The 15,761-nt window shown below is 38.1% G+C and carries 16 protein-coding genes; 10 read left to right on the forward strand and 6 right to left on the reverse strand.

Annotated elements, in window-relative coordinates; translation table 11 throughout:
* Window positions 1-8 precede the first annotated feature (8 nt).
* Entirely contained in the window at window positions 9-914 is a 906-nt protein-coding gene (locus OQH61_RS07185; protein ID WP_266026698.1) for an AEC family transporter, read from the reverse strand.
* A gap of 215 nt (window positions 915-1,129) precedes the next feature.
* On the opposite strand from OQH61_RS07185, the gene OQH61_RS07190 reads away from it, so the two are divergent.
* Window positions 1,130-2,233: an Mrp/NBP35 family ATP-binding protein gene (locus OQH61_RS07190; protein WP_266026699.1), complete on the forward strand. Its 1,104-nt coding sequence runs from the start codon at window positions 1,130-1,132 to the stop codon at window positions 2,231-2,233.
* 6 nt (window positions 2,234-2,239) lie between these two features.
* Here OQH61_RS07190 and OQH61_RS07195 read toward each other — a convergent pair whose 3' ends face one another.
* On the reverse strand, window positions 2,240-2,662 hold the full coding sequence (locus OQH61_RS07195) for a hypothetical protein (RefSeq protein ID WP_266026700.1): 423 nt from the start codon (window positions 2,660-2,662) through the stop codon (window positions 2,240-2,242).
* Between the two features lie 79 nt (window positions 2,663-2,741).
* On the opposite strand from OQH61_RS07195, the gene lysA reads away from it, so the two are divergent.
* From lysA to OQH61_RS07235, 8 genes are all read left to right on the forward strand, one after another.
* The gene (gene lysA / locus OQH61_RS07200) at window positions 2,742-4,031 is read left to right on the forward strand and encodes a diaminopimelate decarboxylase (RefSeq protein WP_266026720.1); all 1,290 of its coding nucleotides are present in this window, start codon (window positions 2,742-2,744) and stop codon (window positions 4,029-4,031) included.
* Between the two features lie 9 nt (window positions 4,032-4,040).
* Window positions 4,041-5,138 carry a chorismate mutase gene (gene pheA / locus OQH61_RS07205; protein ID WP_266026701.1) on the forward strand — a complete coding sequence of 366 codons (1,098 nt, stop codon included), beginning with the start codon at window positions 4,041-4,043 and terminating at the stop codon, window positions 5,136-5,138.
* Window positions 5,139-5,167: 29 nt separating this feature from the next.
* A complete protein-coding gene (locus OQH61_RS07210; RefSeq protein ID WP_266026702.1) occupies window positions 5,168-6,055 on the forward strand; it encodes a DUF2156 domain-containing protein in 888 nt (295 codons plus the stop codon).
* Window positions 6,052-6,864, forward strand: a complete 813-nt coding sequence (locus tag OQH61_RS07215) for a GH25 family lysozyme (protein WP_266026703.1) — start codon at window positions 6,052-6,054, stop codon at window positions 6,862-6,864. The genes OQH61_RS07210 and OQH61_RS07215 overlap by 4 nt, the downstream gene beginning before the upstream one ends.
* 8 nt (window positions 6,865-6,872) lie before the next feature.
* Window positions 6,873-7,850, forward strand: coding sequence for an alpha/beta fold hydrolase (locus OQH61_RS07220; protein ID WP_266026704.1), 978 nt, complete (start codon window positions 6,873-6,875; stop codon window positions 7,848-7,850).
* A gap of 116 nt (window positions 7,851-7,966) precedes the next feature.
* The gene (locus OQH61_RS07225; protein ID WP_266026705.1) at window positions 7,967-9,169 is read left to right on the forward strand and encodes a ferritin-like domain-containing protein; all 1,203 of its coding nucleotides are present in this window, start codon (window positions 7,967-7,969) and stop codon (window positions 9,167-9,169) included.
* 9 nt (window positions 9,170-9,178) lie between these two features.
* Complete coding sequence (locus OQH61_RS07230; RefSeq protein WP_266026706.1) at window positions 9,179-10,309, forward strand: acyl-CoA dehydrogenase family protein; 1,131 nt, start codon at window positions 9,179-9,181, stop codon at window positions 10,307-10,309.
* 5 nt (window positions 10,310-10,314) lie between these two features.
* Window positions 10,315-11,190 (forward strand): phosphate/phosphite/phosphonate ABC transporter substrate-binding protein, encoded by an 876-nt coding sequence (locus tag OQH61_RS07235; RefSeq protein WP_266026707.1) that lies wholly within the window; start codon window positions 10,315-10,317, stop codon window positions 11,188-11,190.
* On the opposite strand, the gene truD is transcribed toward OQH61_RS07235, so the two are convergent.
* From truD to recR, 4 genes are all read right to left on the reverse strand, one after another.
* Window positions 11,181-12,335, reverse strand: a complete 1,155-nt coding sequence (gene truD, locus OQH61_RS07240) for a tRNA pseudouridine(13) synthase TruD (RefSeq protein ID WP_266026708.1) — start codon at window positions 12,333-12,335, stop codon at window positions 11,181-11,183. The two genes, OQH61_RS07235 and truD, sit on opposite strands and share 10 nt — an antisense overlap.
* A gap of 2 nt (window positions 12,336-12,337) precedes the next feature.
* Window positions 12,338-13,372, reverse strand: a complete 1,035-nt coding sequence (locus OQH61_RS07245; protein ID WP_266026710.1) for an alanine racemase — start codon at window positions 13,370-13,372, stop codon at window positions 12,338-12,340.
* A 44-nt stretch (window positions 13,373-13,416) separates the two neighbouring features.
* Complete coding sequence (locus OQH61_RS07250) at window positions 13,417-13,722, reverse strand: c-type cytochrome (protein ID WP_266026711.1); 306 nt, start codon at window positions 13,720-13,722, stop codon at window positions 13,417-13,419.
* A 97-nt stretch (window positions 13,723-13,819) separates the two neighbouring features.
* Entirely contained in the window at window positions 13,820-14,407 is a 588-nt protein-coding gene (recR, locus tag OQH61_RS07255; protein ID WP_266026712.1) for a recombination mediator RecR, read from the reverse strand.
* Between the two features lie 115 nt (window positions 14,408-14,522).
* Here recR and dnaJ point away from each other — a divergent pair, with 115 nt between their 5' ends.
* A complete protein-coding gene (dnaJ, locus tag OQH61_RS07260) occupies window positions 14,523-15,680 on the forward strand; it encodes a molecular chaperone DnaJ (RefSeq protein ID WP_266026713.1) in 1,158 nt (385 codons plus the stop codon).
* Window positions 15,681-15,761: the final 81 nt, after the last annotated feature.

Below are 15,761 nucleotides of genomic sequence, written 5' to 3' on the forward strand. Positions count from 1 at the left end.
ATGTAAGATTATGTGAGAGTAAGCCATAATGGCACACTCACAAAACTAAGTAAAATACCAAAAGCAATAGCACTTACAGCAAGTCTTGCATTTAGTCCTGCTCTAATAACAATCGCTCCAGCACTCACTACCGGTGGCATAGCTACTTCAATGAGTGCCATACGCCACAAATCATTAAACCCATTAAAACCAATTTTGACGATGCCAAAAAGAAACAAAGGCGCAATACACATTTTGCCAAAGAGTAAAACTGAAGTAAGCTTCCATTCCTCCTTGATACTTTGTAAGCTCATTTGCACACCAATGGCAAAAAGCGCCACAGGAGTAGCAGTTTGCGCAAGGCTTTTAAGGGGGAGGAAGAGTTCATCGGGGATTTTTAGGGGTAAAGATTTGAGTGCTAAGCCACAGAGCAAGGCAAGGAAAAGAGGGCTTTGAAAAAGTCGCAAAGCAACAGCTTTAGGGCGAAAACTTCCTTTGCCTCCAAGATTTAAAATAAGCGGTGCAAGAAACGCAATAGGAATACCTGTAACAATTTGGTCATAAATAATGACTTTATTTGCATATGCTTCACCAAGTGCGCCATTAACAATGGGTAGCCCTAAAAAAAGTGTATTGCCAAATGCCCCCATAAAGCTCATTGTAATAATAGAATCCCGATTGAGTTTTAAGGCTTTGCCAATGGCAAATAGTGCCAATCCACCGCTTATAGAGCAAAGAAAGCTTATTAAACATACAGAAAAAAATACCCTATCAATATCGGCGTGATAAGTGCCATTAAAGATTTGTGCAGGTAGGGCAAAATTAAGCAAAAAGCCAAGCAAAATACCGCTTTGTTTATTTCCTACAAGTCGCAAAAGTTTTGCAATGTAACCAATAAAAATAAATACACATACACTATAAATCGCAAGGAGCATATTCTATCCAATAAAGTGAGTTTATAATGAATTTTAACATATTTTAAATAGATTGCATATATTTAAATAGCATTTTGTTTGATTTGGGTGAATAATTCAATAAACCAATATCGCATTAAAGGTTAAATTTTAGTTGATATAATTGCCATTTTTTAAGAATAAATGCAATGTAAAATTACTTTACATAAGCAAAAATTATTTGCAAAAGGATAACTATGCCACAAAATCAAGAACAAATCACGCACATTTTATCAAGTGTGATTTATCCTCAATTTTCAAAAGATATTGTAAGCTTTGGCTTTGTTAAAGAAGTGAAAGTAGATGAAAATGAGGTGAGAATCCGTATAGACATACCCTCAAGCGCACAGGAGACGATTGAAAAATTAAGACAAGAGGTAAGTCAAAAGCTTGAAAATGCCTTACAAGGAGCAACATTGCACCTTGAGATTAATTCTCCTAAACCTGCCCCGCAACCTCAACCAAAAACAAAGAATCTTGCTCCACACATTAAGCATTTTGTAATGGTAAGCTCTGGTAAAGGTGGCGTAGGAAAATCTACTTCAAGTGTGAATCTTGCTATTGCTCTTGCACAACAGGGCAAAAGGGTAGGATTGCTTGATGCAGATATTTATGGTCCTAATATCCCGCGAATGCTTGGACTTAATGCTAATAAGGCTCAAGTAGATGAGAGTCAAAAAAAGCTTATCCCACTCAAAGCTTTTGGTGTTGAAATGATGAGTATGGGAGTGCTCTATGATGAGGGGCAAAGCCTCATTTGGCGAGGACCGATGATTATGCGTGCAATTGAGCAAATGCTTACAGATGTGGTCTGGAGCAATCTTGATGTGCTTGTGATTGATATGCCACCGGGAACAGGCGATGCACAACTTACTCTTGCTCAAAGTGTGCCTGTGAGTGCAGGAGTTATCGTAACGACACCTCAAAAAGTAAGCCTTGATGATAGTGCGAGAAGTTTGGATATGTTTGATAAGCTTAAAGTGCCAATCGCAGGGATTATTGAAAATATGAGCGGTTTTATTTGTCCAGATTGTGGCAAGGAATATGATATTTTTGGTAAAGGCACAAGTGAGGACTTAGCAAGTCAATATAGCACAAGCATTCTTGCCCAAGTGCCGCTTGAACCAAAGGTGCGCGAAGGCGGTGATAGTGGCAAACCTATCACATTTTTTGAGCCAGATTCTAAAAGTGCAAAGGCATATATGCAAGCAGCCACAAAGCTTTTAAACTTTTTGGAAAAAGTCTCATCGCAAAATCTTGCTGATAACAAAGACATTCAACCTACACAGCACAAACATTAATCGTGCTTAAGATATAGCCATTATATCTCGTGCATCAAGGGCGCGATGAAGTGTTTTGTTCAGGTCTTTTTCTAAACCGGGGTTAAGCTCTCTTAAACGTTTTTCTGTGTCCATAATCAGTTCAGTTGAGGTATGTGCGTGCGTGGTAATTGCAAAGAGAAAACTTTTTTTGCGATAATCACTTAAGGCAAGCTTGTCATAGTGGTCAAAAAACATATTAGCTGCTTTTTTGAGCTTGGGTAAATCGCTTTTAGGAGAATCAAGGATTTTCATAATATCTTCAATACTTATTGTCCGTTCTTCCTCTTTAAATTCATATGTAGGTTTTTTGGGTGCTGGACCAAAAATATAGAGCATAGAGATGAGCACGAATAAAGCTACAAAAAATATGCTTATGAGCATAAAGACACCATCTGGAGATAACGCCATAGCAATCCTTGTTAAAGAGAAATTATTATTACATAATTAGATTTTAACATAATATTATGCTATTGTGGCTAAAATTATCATTTATAAAAGCAATTCAAATGATAAATTCGGAGTAATTATGGAGCAAACACATTATTTTGCCCTCGCAGATACCTATCAAACACCACTTTATATATATGATTTGGAGCGCATTACTCAAGCATTTTGTGCGATAAAAGATGCTTTTAAAGCGCGTAAATCGCTCATTTGCTATGCACTCAAGGCAAATTCTAATCTCTCTATTGTTCATCACTTGGCTCAACTTGGTAGCGGAGCGGATTGTGTATCTATTGGTGAAGTGAGACGCGCACTAAGGGCAGGGATTCCTAAATATAAAATTATTTTTAGCGGCGTAGGGAAGCAAGATAATGAAATACAAGAAGCACTTGAGAGCGATATTTTATTTTTAAATGTGGAGAGTGAAGAGGAATTAACGCGCATAGAATCTATTGCAAAAAAACTCAATAAAATCGCAAGAATATCTGTGCGTGTTAATCCCAATATTGATGCCAAAACTCACCCTTACATCTCAACAGGATTGTCTGAAAATAAGTTTGGCGTAGATATTGAACAGGCAAAATCTATGTACATTTTTGCTAAAAATGCTCAATTTCTTGAACCCATCGGGATTCATTTTCATATTGGCTCACAAATTACAGATTTAGAGCCAATCAAACAATCTGCTCAAAAAATTGCGCAGCTTGCACATAGTCTTCTTGCGCTTAAAATTGATTTGAAATTTTTTGATATTGGTGGCGGCATAGGGATTCGTTATAGTGATGAATCTCTTATTAACCCCTATGATTATGCTCAAGCCATTTTGGAAGCCCTGTATGGACTTGATTTAACGATTATTTGTGAGCCCGGACGCTTTCTTGTCGGGGAGAGTGGTGTCTTACTCACGCGTGTGCTGTATGAAAAACATAATGGACATAAACGTTTCGTGATTGTAGATGCAGCAATGAATGATTTAATGCGCCCTGCACTTTATCGTGCTATACATCAGGTGGAATATTTTTTAAGGGATAAAAGAGCGGATTCTTCTTTAGAATCTAGCTTGTGTGATATTGTAGGACCAATTTGTGAAAGTAGTGATTATTTGGCTAAAAATATCCCTCTCCCGCCACTGCAAGCAGGAGATTTGCTCATACTTAAAAATGCTGGAGCGTATGGTTATAGTATGGCGAGCAATTATAATACGCGTCCTCGTCCTGCAGAAGTAGCCATTATGCAAGGTAATGCACGACTTATCAAACACAGAGAATCTTTTGAGAAAATGATAGAAGATGAGGAGAGTTTGCTCCAAGATACTCTTCAAACTTCTTTGTAAGGACATATTATGCCCAAAATTCAGCAAGATATGATACTTCAAGCTCTTCGTAATGAGATTGACAGCATTGATTCAGAGATTTTTAATGCTTTAGATAAACGTATGGCACTTGTAGCACAAGTAGGAGCGCATAAAGCAAAACAAGGTGGAGCAATTTATCGCCCAGAGCGAGAGAGAGAAATTATTGAACGTTTGAGCCAAAGAGAAAGCAAGTATTTAAATGAACGCGCTATTGAGGCAATTTATCAAGAAATTTTTGCTCTCTCTCGCAATCTTGAGTTGCCTGAAAAAGTAGCATTTTTAGGACCTATTGGCAGTTATACGCATCAAGCTGCCGAAGAGCGATTTGGCGCAATGAGCGAATATATACCACTGAATACTATTAGTGCAGTTTTTGAATCTCTTGCTTATAAGCGCGTAAAATATGGCGTGATACCACTTGAAAACAATACAAATGGTATGGTAGGCGAGAGTATTGACTTTTTGGCACATTATGATTTTAAAATCATTGCAGAAATCATTTTGCCCATTCATCATAGTTTTTTGAGTAGTTGCGAGCATTTGGGTGAGGTGAAAAAGATTTTTTCTAAAGATATTGCATTTGGGCAATGTCAAAAATTTCTTCACGCGCACAATCTTCATCATATTGAGCAGATTCCCACAGATTCAACAGCGCGTGCTGTGCAGCTTGCTGCGAACAATCCACAAAGTGCGGCTATTGGTTCTAAAATTGCAGGAAAGCTTTATAATTTGCCATTGATGTTTGAACATATTGAGGATTCTCAAAATAACAAAACTCGTTTTGTTATAGTCAGTGATTTTGCGAATGCGCCTAGCGGAAAAGATAAAACATCACTTTTTGTGAATCTAAAAAATGATGACCAAGTAGGCACTTTGTTTGCTCTGTTGGGTGATTTTCAAAAAGAGGGTATTAATCTTACTAAAATAGATTCTCGTCCGATTCGTTCAAATGAGAGTTTTAAAACAGGTTTTTTTATTGATTGTGAGGGGCATTACCTTGATAAACCATTGCAGCGACTTTTTGCTAAAAGAAGTGATGAAATAAAATGGCTTGGAAGTTATATTTTTACTGATATTAAAGAATAAATGCAATATGGGCAACTTAAGGAGAGGCAATGGAGTTTAAAAAAATAGAACTTAAAGATAGGACAATCCTAGAGCCCTTTACACATCAAAAGGGACGATGGCTATCAGATATGAACTTTAGCAATATGTTTATGTGGCGACATTCACGCGAGATTAGCTGGAGTTTTTTACAAGAGCATCTTATCGTGCAGACACGTTATCCCAATCAAAATCCATTTGTGTTTTATCCATTAGGCAAAGGCAGTAAAAAACCAATTATAGAATCTCTGATACAATTTTATAAAGATATATCATTGCCGCTTGAATTTCATTCTTTGCAAAAAGATGAGGTAGAGGAGATTGAATCTTATTTTCCACATACTTTTGAAATCACACAAAGACGCGATAGATTTGATTATGTGTATAATATAGAGGAACTCATCACGCTTTCTGGACGCAAGTTTCATAAGAAAAAAAATCATCTTAATCGTTTTTGGCTTACATATCCACAAACACAATACGAATCTCTTTCAAATGCCAATCTTGCTGAAGTTTTAAGAGTAAGTAATGCGTGGTTTGCGGCAGGAGAGAATGAGGATAAGGGATTATATTTTGAGAATCTAGGCATTAATGATGCTCTTAACGCTTTTGATACACTTTGTTTGCGTGGGGGACTTTTGCGTTGTGATGGGGAGATTATTGCCTTTAGTTTTGGTGAGGAGATTGATGATGATTTAGTGCTTATTCATATTGAAAAGGCAAATATTGCTTTTAGTGGTGCATATCAAGCGATTAATCAAGCTTTACTTAAAAATGAATTTCCACATCACCGCTATGCTAATCGCGAGGAAGATTTGGGTATTGAAGGCTTGCGAAAGGCAAAACTTTCTTATCAGCCAGCATTTTTGCTTGAAAAATATGATGCGAGATTAAAGTGAGATTGCACTATTTGCGTTATTTGGTATTTTTGCGGCGAGTAGGTAAGTTTGCTATTCGTGTCGGTGTGCTATGTGTGTTGGGTTTTATTTTTTTTATTTTGCAACATAATGGTATGGTGTGGTTTAATATGCCAAGTGATAAAGCATATCCTCTTAAAGGCGTAGATGTCTCTGTTCATCAGGGACGCATTGAATGGAAGATTCTAAAAGAGCAAGGCATTAGCTTTGCTTTTATCAAAGCCACAGAGGGAAGCAAATGGGTAGATAAACATTTTGTCTATAATTTTGAAAATGCACATAATGAAGGCTTATTTGTAGGGGCTTATCATTTTTTTAGCTTTGATAGTAGCGGACTTACGCAGGCAGAAAATTTTATTCGTAATGTGCAAGATTCTACATCTCCTAAGAGTTTGCCGCCTGTGGTAGATATAGAATTTTATGGCACAAAGGCAAGTAATCCCCCAAGTGCTCAATCTGTGTATAAGGAGCTTGATTCATTGCTTTTGCGTTTGGAGAAACATTATAAAGTAAAGCCTATTATCTATACTACGCCAAGTTTTTATAATATGTATTTGCGTGGGCGATATAAAGATAATCCATTATGGATAAGGTCGGTTTTTTTTGCACCACACTCTGTGTGGGCGAGGTTATTTAATGTGTATTTTGATAAAAACTCGTGGGTATTTTGGCAGTATAATCCAAAAGGTGTATTAAAAGGATATAGCGGATCTGAAAAATATATTGATTTAAATGTGTTTAATGGTGGGCAAAAGCAGTTAGAGGAGTGGATTAAAAAAAATAAAAAATAAGGAATACTATGCAAAATAATATTACAGAAGAAATTTTGATACAAAAAGATAATAGCTTTATTTCAGCACAAGATAAACTTAGAATCTTTTATGATATGTATATGCCCAGCACTTTGTCAGAGTATATTGCTGTTATTCAAATAGCGCACGGAATGGTAGAGCATAAAGGACGTTATGAGTGGGTAGGCAAATCTCTATCTCAAGCTGGATTTGTTGTGGCAATAAATGACCATAGAGGGCACGGCAAGAGCATTGATGAAAGTCATATGTGGGGCGAGATGAAAGGAAATGTGCAAGATAAGGCAAATAAGGCTGATGGATTTCAAAAAGCACTCGCAGATATGCACCAGCTTACACTTTTGCTTAAAGAGCGTTTTGTTCCCCAAAAATTTGTTTTGCTTGGGCATTCTATGGGTTCTTTGCTTGCGCGTGGTTATCTCAAAAGCTATCAACACGAACTTGATGCACTTATTTTATCAGGCTCACCTGCATATAATGGGCTTGTTGGCTTTGGACAGGTATTGGCAGAGATTCTGAAGTTCTGCCAACTCAAGCAATGGGGAAAACATTTGATTAATAATCTTTCTTTTGGTAATTTTAATACGCCATTTTTGCATAATAAGGGTGAAGACAATACAAAAGGTGGCTTTGCGTGGCTCTGTCGTGATAAAGCCGTAGTAGAGGCATATAAAGCAGATAGTGCGTGTCAATTTGTTTTGAGTTTAGAGAGTTTTATAGGGCTTTTTAAGGGTATGAAGTGTGTAAATGATATGCAAGGGCTACAAGGAGAGAATCTCCCACTTTTAATTATAAGTGGGAGCTGTGATAGTTGCGGTAATTTTGGCATAGGTGTAGAAAAAATCGCATATCAGTATGAGCAATGTGGCTTTAATGTGGAGTTGATACTTTATGAGGGTGCAAGGCACGAGATTCTAAATGAAATCAACAAAGAGCAAGTATTGGAAGATATTTTAAACTTTATATGAAGTCTATCTTTAAGAGCTATTTAAGTTAAATATTTTTATTATTTCCTCCTAAGCTTTCTGTAAGAAAGAAAACAAGTCTTCTCAAACTTGAATGTAGTTTAATACAAAGTCATTTTATGCAAGATTCAAAATCCTGTATTTTTATGGGGTGCTTACCTGTTGGCACACTCTTTTTTATGCGACTTGAAAATGCGCTTTTACTCACACAACAAGGCACATTGATAGAAGTTGTGAGTGATAGAGATAATTTAGAAAATGATATAAGTATGTGGTGTGCTTTTAAAGGCGAGGAATTTATACAAAAGCGCATAATAAGCCAAAATACAGATTCTAAAGGGAATTTTGTCTATATATTGCGCAAAAAATCACCCACAAGATTCCAAAAATTTGATAGTGCTGCTCATATTGCGCCGCCTACGCAGGGTTTAGCTCCAAATGGTGTGCAAGTGGAGTTAGCAAGTCCAAATTATCATTTTGGCATAGAATCTCATACTGATATTTTGAGTAGCAATGTCGCACACATTTATGAGGATTCTAAAAAGGCGCAATGGAATGCTACCACAGATATACAATGGGAGGAAATCCCGCAATTTAGCCCCGCTTTGCAGTTTGCAATCGCACAGATTATGACTTATTTAACCGAAAATGAATTTTCAGCCCTATATATCCCTGCGCGATTTTTGGGGCAGATTTCACCTTTTTTCACGCCTATCCCGCTTTTGCTTTCTTCTATTATTGGCGATGAGAGTAGGCATATTGAATCTTTTATCAAAAGAGCAAATATTACCGGGCTTGGCGTGCAATATTCCACACTCACCACGCAGCAAAGCCTCTTTAGCTTATGGAATGAGAAAGATTATTTCAAATCTAGCTTTTTGCTGCATATTATGGGAGAGGGGACTTTCATTGATTTATTGAAATTTTTAGAAGAGAGCTTTAGGGCTTTAGGAGATGAGGCGAGCGCGCATTTATTTGCTTTGGCAAGAAAAGATGAAAGTCGCCATGTAGCCTATGGAATGAGTAATGTCAAACAAGCAATAGCACAAAATCCTGCCAAAATCACTGCCTTAAAAGAAGTCGTTTTTAAGAGAAAGAATTATTTAGACGCTCAAAGTAGCGAATCTTCTTTGCTCTTAGAATCTATGGCAATTTTACGTGGGGGAGGGGAGAGCAGTGCGGAAATTTCACTTGGATTTGAGGAGGTGTTGGAATTAAAGAAAAAAATGGAAAAAAACCGCACAAAGCGGCTTGTGGAATGTGGCATTGATGAGGAACTTGCCCTTGATTTAAGCAGGGCTCACACACCTAATTTTATGTAAGGAGAACATATGTTAAGTTTGGAAAACTTAGAACAAAAAGCAGCAGAGTTTGGGAGAGCATTTGTCGCCCCTCATACAGAATCTATTGATAAAGAAGCAAGATTCCCAAAAGAGGCTTATAATGAGCTCAAAAAGCAAGGCTTTATGGGCTTACTCGTGCCTAAAGAATATGGTGGAAGTGGTGGAAACTGCGCTCATCACGCGCAAGTATGTTATAATATAGCACAATTTGACGCTTCTACTGCACTTTGCTATATGATGCACAATGTTGCAACAGCGTGTATTGCAACTTTTGGGACAAAGGAGCAAAAAGAGGAATTTTTGCCAAAAGTAGCAAAAGGTGAGATTTCTTTTGCTCTTGCTTATAGTGAAAGTGGCTCTGGGACACATTTTGGGCTGCCTGATATAACAGAAACGCAAGCAGGAGAATATAGAATCTTAAAAGGGCGTAAAAGTTTTGTAACTTCCGCACAACAAGCAAACTACTACCTTACTTATACAAATTCTTGTAAGGTAAATGGTGGCAAAAATAATTGGATTACACCTAATGATGCACAGGGCATTATACACGAGGAGGGTGTATGGAATGGGTTAGGTATGCGTGGGAATGTTTCAAAACCTGTGCAGTATAATGATGTGAAGTTACCCGAAAAATATTTGCTTGGCAAAGACGGAGAGGGTGAGACACAAGCTGGAGTTGTGGCAATGTATTTTGTCGTAGGGCTTGGAGCGGTGTATAGTGGCGTTGGCAAAGCTGCCTATGAATGCGCACTTGCTCATTGTAAGAGTAGAAAATATACCGATGGCTCATCTTTGGCAGATAAAGAGCTAGTGAGAATCCATATTGCAGAGCTTTATACAAAAACACAAGCACAAATTGCACTTGTTTATGAGGCTGCAAGGGCATTTGATAATCAAGAAGCTGATGCAGTGTGTAAAATCTTTGCGTGCAGAATCAATGCCACACAGCTTGTTATGGACATTTGTGCTCTTGCAATGCGACTTGGCGGAGGAAAGGCTTATAGCAAACTCTTGCCATTAGAGCGATATTTACGAGACGCGTTTGCCTCTCAAGTAATGGCACCAAGCCTTGATATTTTGCAAGTGTGGCTTTCTGACGCACTTTTGCCAAAGGAGTAAGCAAAATGAAGTCAATTTTAGTAGGTGCGGTGGCGTATGCACCCCAAATTGTCCCTATTTGGGATACGATTAGAGAGTATGCTAATGATTATTTTAAAGATATAAGGCTAGATTATGTGCTCTTTAGCAACTATGAGCGGCAAGTGCAGTGGCTCAAGGAGGGCAAAATTGATATTGCGTGGAATACAAATGTTGCTTATATCCGCTCTCAACACATTACAAGTAATGGTGTAGAGGCAATTTTAATGCGTGATACTGATATTGGCTTTAAAAGCGTATTTGTCACTAAAAGAGACACGATAAAGGCTTTAGAGGATTTAAAGGGCAAAAAATTTGGTTTAGGGAGTTTGGATTCTGCTCAAGCCGCGATTATGCCTTTATTTTACTTGCAGCAAACGCGACTTGCGCTTAAAGAAATGCCTTTAGATTCTTTGCATCTTGCTAACACAGATGAGACACTAAGAATCTATCGCTTTAATAGCGATGTGGGCAAACACGGCGACACAGGGCGAAGTGAATTTGATGTGCTTGATAAGATTAAAAATGGAGAATTAGACGCGGGAGCGATTGGCTCAAGCACTTGGGCGAGAATTATGCAAGAGGGAAACTACCCTGAAATGGTGAATTTCTATACAAGTTCGGGTTATTGCCATTGTAATTTTACAACTTTGAAAAGTTTTGATTCTAGCTTGAAAAAAAGCTTTGTGGAAATGATGAAATCACAAAATACACTTAAAAATGACCCTAAAATCTCGTCAATGATGAGTTTAGAGGGACTTAATGAATGGGTTTTGTGTGATGAAAACGCATTAAAAGGCTATGAGGAAATTGCTCAAGCAATGAAAGAGCAACATCTTTTGGACATACCAAGTTATGAGTGATTGCCCAGCAGGCTTTCAAGAAAAATCGTTGCATAACTCCCTTTGGGGAGATAAAAATGCAGCTCAAAGTGTGCCTCTTGCGGAATATATTGTCCCTCTATATCCTCTGCCCATACCCACGCATAACGTCTTGTGCCATTTGCTTGAATATGTAAATCTAAAAACTGCTTTTCAATATCAAAGGCGAGGTGTTCTGAATGTGTGAATTTTGTGCCACAGAGCGCACCTGTGGGCGCGATATGTTTTTGTAAAAAACGCGTGGATTCTATGGCTGTATCTTCACATACAAAGTTTTTGCCAAAAGGATAATGGCACATTATATCGCCTTGGAGAATCACAAAAGGTTGTTTTTGGCTTTGTAAAGATTGAATGAGTTTTGATGTGCAAGAGTGAGCAAAGGTGTGTAAGGCAGGAAAGTTAGGGCTTTGGAGCGCTTGTAAAACTTCATTTGGTTTAAAAGAGCGAAGTATTTGTGTGAGCTGTATCCTTGAGCTAAGCCACGCGTTAAAAAGATGACTTTGATAGCTTGAGATGAGAAAATTACTGATTTTTTTGTTTTTGAGCGTGAGTTTATGCTCACTTATAGCCTTGCCACTTTGAAAATTATCTCCCTCTTTGCCAAAACGTTGATTACCAAAATAATTTGGGAATCCACTTTGAGCAAGCAATCCTAATATAGAGTGAAGTTTGGTAGCATTATTTGGAGAAACTTTTTTAAGGCGTATAAAAAAGCTATTGCCCTTAAGATGTCCGATTTTGAGTTTGTGATTGTGGGGCGTGAGAGTGAGAATCTTAATGTGTTGGGTGGATAAATAGGACAGGGCAGATTCAATGCGATTGTGCAAAGAGCGGGGAATGCTTAGATATTGATAGCTTGTAGCTGCCTTATCTTTAAGCCCTGCATAGCCAATGTCGCGCACTCTGCAACCTAGTGTATTGGAGAGAATCTTCAAGAGTTCAAAGGTGCTTAAACCTTTTTTTCGCACATAAAGCAATAAATGCTCACCACTCCCGCTTGGCTCATAAAGTGGCATTTCTTTAATAACAAAATCGCGAGGCGAGGCGTTGAAATGGCATTCTATGGGAGTATGTGTAAAGGGATAGATTCTAAAAGTATTTTCAAATGTATGGGAGTGTAGCGACATAGCTAAATAATGGTGCGTTTGATAAAGGGCGAGAGATGAGTGAGAATCTCATAGCTGATTGTGCCAAAGGCTTGAGCAATCACATTTGCATCATCAAAGACGCAGATTCTAGGTTCATCGCATATACAAGAGAAGCAATCCATTGACGAGCGGGGCAGGATTTGATAGCCTTTAGCTGTATAGACTTTGTGTCGCTCACTTACGCGAAAAAATCCATCGCCATAGCCTATATCATAAGTGCTTACTTTATTTTGAGAATCCATTTTTGTGCAGCCACTATAACCAATGCGGGCATTTTGAGGTAGAATGCGTGTGGAGATTCTATCTGCATAGAGTGCGGCAACTTTGCGCAGTTTTGCACTGATAGGATTCTCAAAGGCAACATCAAGGTAGCCATACGCTGCAATGCCTATACGCACTAAATCATCACTAATTTTATTTTTCATTGCTTCGCGCACTGCCCCAGAGGAACTTAGAGAATGAAAACGTGGCAGAGGAAAACCATACTTTTGGGCTAAGTCTTTAACTTCTTGTTTGATAAGTGCGAATCGCTTTTGTGTATGCTCAAACTCATCATCAATATCATCGCCATAGCCATTATGTGAAAATACACCCATAAGGTTTAAGCCCTGATGTAAAATAAGTTTGATAAACTCATCTATTTCATCTACTTGTATGCCATTGCGATTCATTCCTGCATTGACTTTTAGCTCCACATTTGTGCCTTTTGGTAGGATAGAAATATGTTCTTTGTCATTAATAACAAAGGCAATGTGCGGAGGGAATGCACCTTGAGGCATTCCATAAAGTGCAGTAATGCAGGGGAAATCATCTTTTATTCGCATTGCTTCGGCATAGTTTTTGACAAATACACTCTTAATATCATATTCTCTTGCCAAAGTGCTTATTTGCTCTAAGCCGTGTCCATAGGCATTATCTTTGAGCACAACAGCAATTTCTGTATGTGTTCCAATATGTGAGGATATGAGATTGAGATTATGTTTGTAAGATTGAGAATCAATAATTATTTCGGACATAATGTCGTTTATGCGGATACAATATCATATCCGCATAAATCAATTTATTTAGGAAGCTTAGAGATATAATCTGCTAATGCTTCAATATCAGCATCGCTTACATTCGCCATTTGTCCATACATAATAGCCTTAGCACCGCCATTATCAGCAGTTTTAGCCTTATATCCTTTGAGCTGTGTAAGAAGCTCATCTTTAGACATACCAGCGATTGTTTTATCGCCTTTGCTGCCCGGAGCAATTTTCTTTGCATCAGGTCCGTGGCACGCAACACATTTTTTGAATACCGCAGGAGCTTCAGCAAAAGCAAAACTAGCAAAACCCAAAAGTGTAAGTAAAAGCAACTTTTTCATCGTTTGTTCCTTTCTGTTGTTGAAGTTTTAGAAAACGCGTAAATTATACGCCCAAAGAAATTAATTATTTCTTAATTATTTCTTAATTATTTCTTAACTAAAGCTTCACACGCAAACTCATTGCGCGAGAAAGGGAGAGTTGGTCAATAGCATCTAACCCTATGCCTGTGGGCACACCTTGCGCGATTTTGCTAAAGTGCAAAGGTGCGTTGATTTTATCCTCAATATAGAGCATAATTGCTTCATTTGCGAGACTTGGTGAGAGTGCGAAAATAATTTCACGCACAGATTCTACACTAATTCTTTGATTGAGTAGTGCAAAGTCAATTTGTTCTAAATCTCCTTGTGAATCTAACACAAAATATCGCCCTCTAAATTCCCCCATATCTTCAAGTGTGAAAATATCGCGTGGATTTGCCACAATACATAACTCTCCATTTTCCCTTGAGCTATCAAGGCAAATATCACAAATCTCGCTTTCACTTATACCAAAGCATTTATGACATTTTTGCACCAAAAGAGCAGCATTTTCAATAGCGTGGGCGATATTAAGCCCTAAAAATTTATTTTCCATACACAGAGCATACGCCATTTTTTGCGCACTTTTTTTACCAATAGCAGGGAGTTTTTCAAGTGTGGAAATAAGCTCCGAAAACGCCTTGAGGCTGGATTTGTATTGATTCATTGTGTGCCTTTATTTAGATTAAACTTGCAATCATAGCTATAAAGAATTTAACTTCGCCTTATAAAATTTCGCTACAATTTCAGATTTAATTTTGATGTCAAAGTAGGAGTGAGTTTTGGAGACATTTGATTATTATGAAATCCTTGAAGTTACGCGCACAAGCGATAAGGAGACAATTAAAAAAGCTTATCGTAAAATGGCGCTCAAATATCACCCCGATAGAAATCCCGATGATAAAGATGCAGAAGAGCAGTTTAAACGCGTGAATGAAGCCTATGAGGTGCTAAGTGATGATTCCAAGCGGCAAATTTATGACAAATATGGCAAGGAGGGCTTGCAAAACTCCGGCTTTAGTGGTTTTAGTGGGCGCGATTTTAGTGATATTTTTGGGGATTTGGGTTCAATTTTTGAATCTGCATTTGGTGCAAACTTTGGATTTTCTACCCAAAAGCGAAATGGCAGTAAATATCATTTAGATGAGATTATTGGTTTGGAGTTAAGCTTTAAAGAAGCGGTATTTGGGTGCAAAAAGGAGATTCACAATAGCTTTAAAGTTGCGTGTAGTGATTGTAAGGGCACAGGTGCTAAAGGTGGCAAACTCAATACTTGCAAGGATTGTGGTGGCAAGGGGCAGGTGTATATGCGGCAGGGTTTTATGACTTTTGCTCAAACTTGCCCTACTTGCAAGGGTGAAGGGCAAAGTGCGAGTGAAAAATGTCCTAAATGTAAAGGCAATGGCTTTGAAATGAGCGAGGAGAGCTTTGAGGTGAGTATCCCTGAGGGCATTGATGATGGGAATAGAATCCGCATTGGCGGACGAGGTAATGCTGATAAAAATGGGAGCAGGGGAGATTTATATATCGCTGTGAGTGTGGCGGCAGATGAGAATTTCGTGCGCGATGGCGAAAATGTGTATATGGAAGTGCCTGTGTTTTTTACTTCAATCGTGCTTGGCACAACGCTTAAGATTCCTTCTTTGCGTGGAGAATTAGAGCTGAAAATCCCACCAAATACACGAGATAAAGAGCAATTTGTCTTTGATAATGAGGGGATAAAAGATGTCAATAGTGCGTATAGAGGGAAGTTTGTCGCGCAGATTAAAATCACTTATCCTCCAAAGCTCAATGCCGAGCAAAGAGCGCTTACTGAAAAGCTCCAAGAAAGCTTTGGTATTGAGAGTGAGCCTTATAAGAATGTATTTGAAGAGTGCTTTACAAAAGTCAAGCAATGGCTGCATAAGCATAGCAAAAATGACAAAGACACTATAAATTAGATTCCAAGTCCCATAAAATTGAGCTCAATAAGAAGAAAAAAGCAATCTAGCACCCCGATAAGTGGGAATGCTAGATGAAAG

The organism is Helicobacter sp. MIT 21-1697 (assembly GCF_026241255.1).
GTDB lineage: Bacteria > Campylobacterota > Campylobacteria > Campylobacterales > Helicobacteraceae > Helicobacter_C.

What these genes read in the sequence shown, in the direction of transcription:
- OQH61_RS07185 (WP_266026698.1), bottom strand. Translation starts at nt 914, where the DNA reads ATGCTCCTTGCGATTTATAGTGTATGTGTATTTATTTTTATTGGTTAC.
- OQH61_RS07190 (WP_266026699.1), top strand. Translation starts at nt 1,130, where the DNA reads ATGCCACAAAATCAAGAACAAATCACGCACATTTTATCAAGTGTGATT.
- OQH61_RS07195 (WP_266026700.1), bottom strand. Translation starts at nt 2,662, where the DNA reads ATGGCGTTATCTCCAGATGGTGTCTTTATGCTCATAAGCATATTTTTT.
- pheA (WP_266026701.1), top strand. Translation starts at nt 4,041, where the DNA reads ATGCCCAAAATTCAGCAAGATATGATACTTCAAGCTCTTCGTAATGAG.
- OQH61_RS07210 (WP_266026702.1), top strand. Translation starts at nt 5,168, where the DNA reads ATGGAGTTTAAAAAAATAGAACTTAAAGATAGGACAATCCTAGAGCCC.
- OQH61_RS07220 (WP_266026704.1), top strand. Translation starts at nt 6,873, where the DNA reads ATGCAAAATAATATTACAGAAGAAATTTTGATACAAAAAGATAATAGC.
- OQH61_RS07225 (WP_266026705.1), top strand. Translation starts at nt 7,967, where the DNA reads ATGCAAGATTCAAAATCCTGTATTTTTATGGGGTGCTTACCTGTTGGC.
- OQH61_RS07230 (WP_266026706.1), top strand. Translation starts at nt 9,179, where the DNA reads ATGTTAAGTTTGGAAAACTTAGAACAAAAAGCAGCAGAGTTTGGGAGA.
- OQH61_RS07235 (WP_266026707.1), top strand. Translation starts at nt 10,315, where the DNA reads ATGAAGTCAATTTTAGTAGGTGCGGTGGCGTATGCACCCCAAATTGTC.
- truD (WP_266026708.1), bottom strand. Translation starts at nt 12,335, where the DNA reads ATGTCGCTACACTCCCATACATTTGAAAATACTTTTAGAATCTATCCC.
- OQH61_RS07245 (WP_266026710.1), bottom strand. Translation starts at nt 13,372, where the DNA reads ATGTCCGAAATAATTATTGATTCTCAATCTTACAAACATAATCTCAAT.
- OQH61_RS07250 (WP_266026711.1), bottom strand. Translation starts at nt 13,722, where the DNA reads ATGAAAAAGTTGCTTTTACTTACACTTTTGGGTTTTGCTAGTTTTGCT.
- recR (WP_266026712.1), bottom strand. Translation starts at nt 14,407, where the DNA reads ATGAATCAATACAAATCCAGCCTCAAGGCGTTTTCGGAGCTTATTTCC.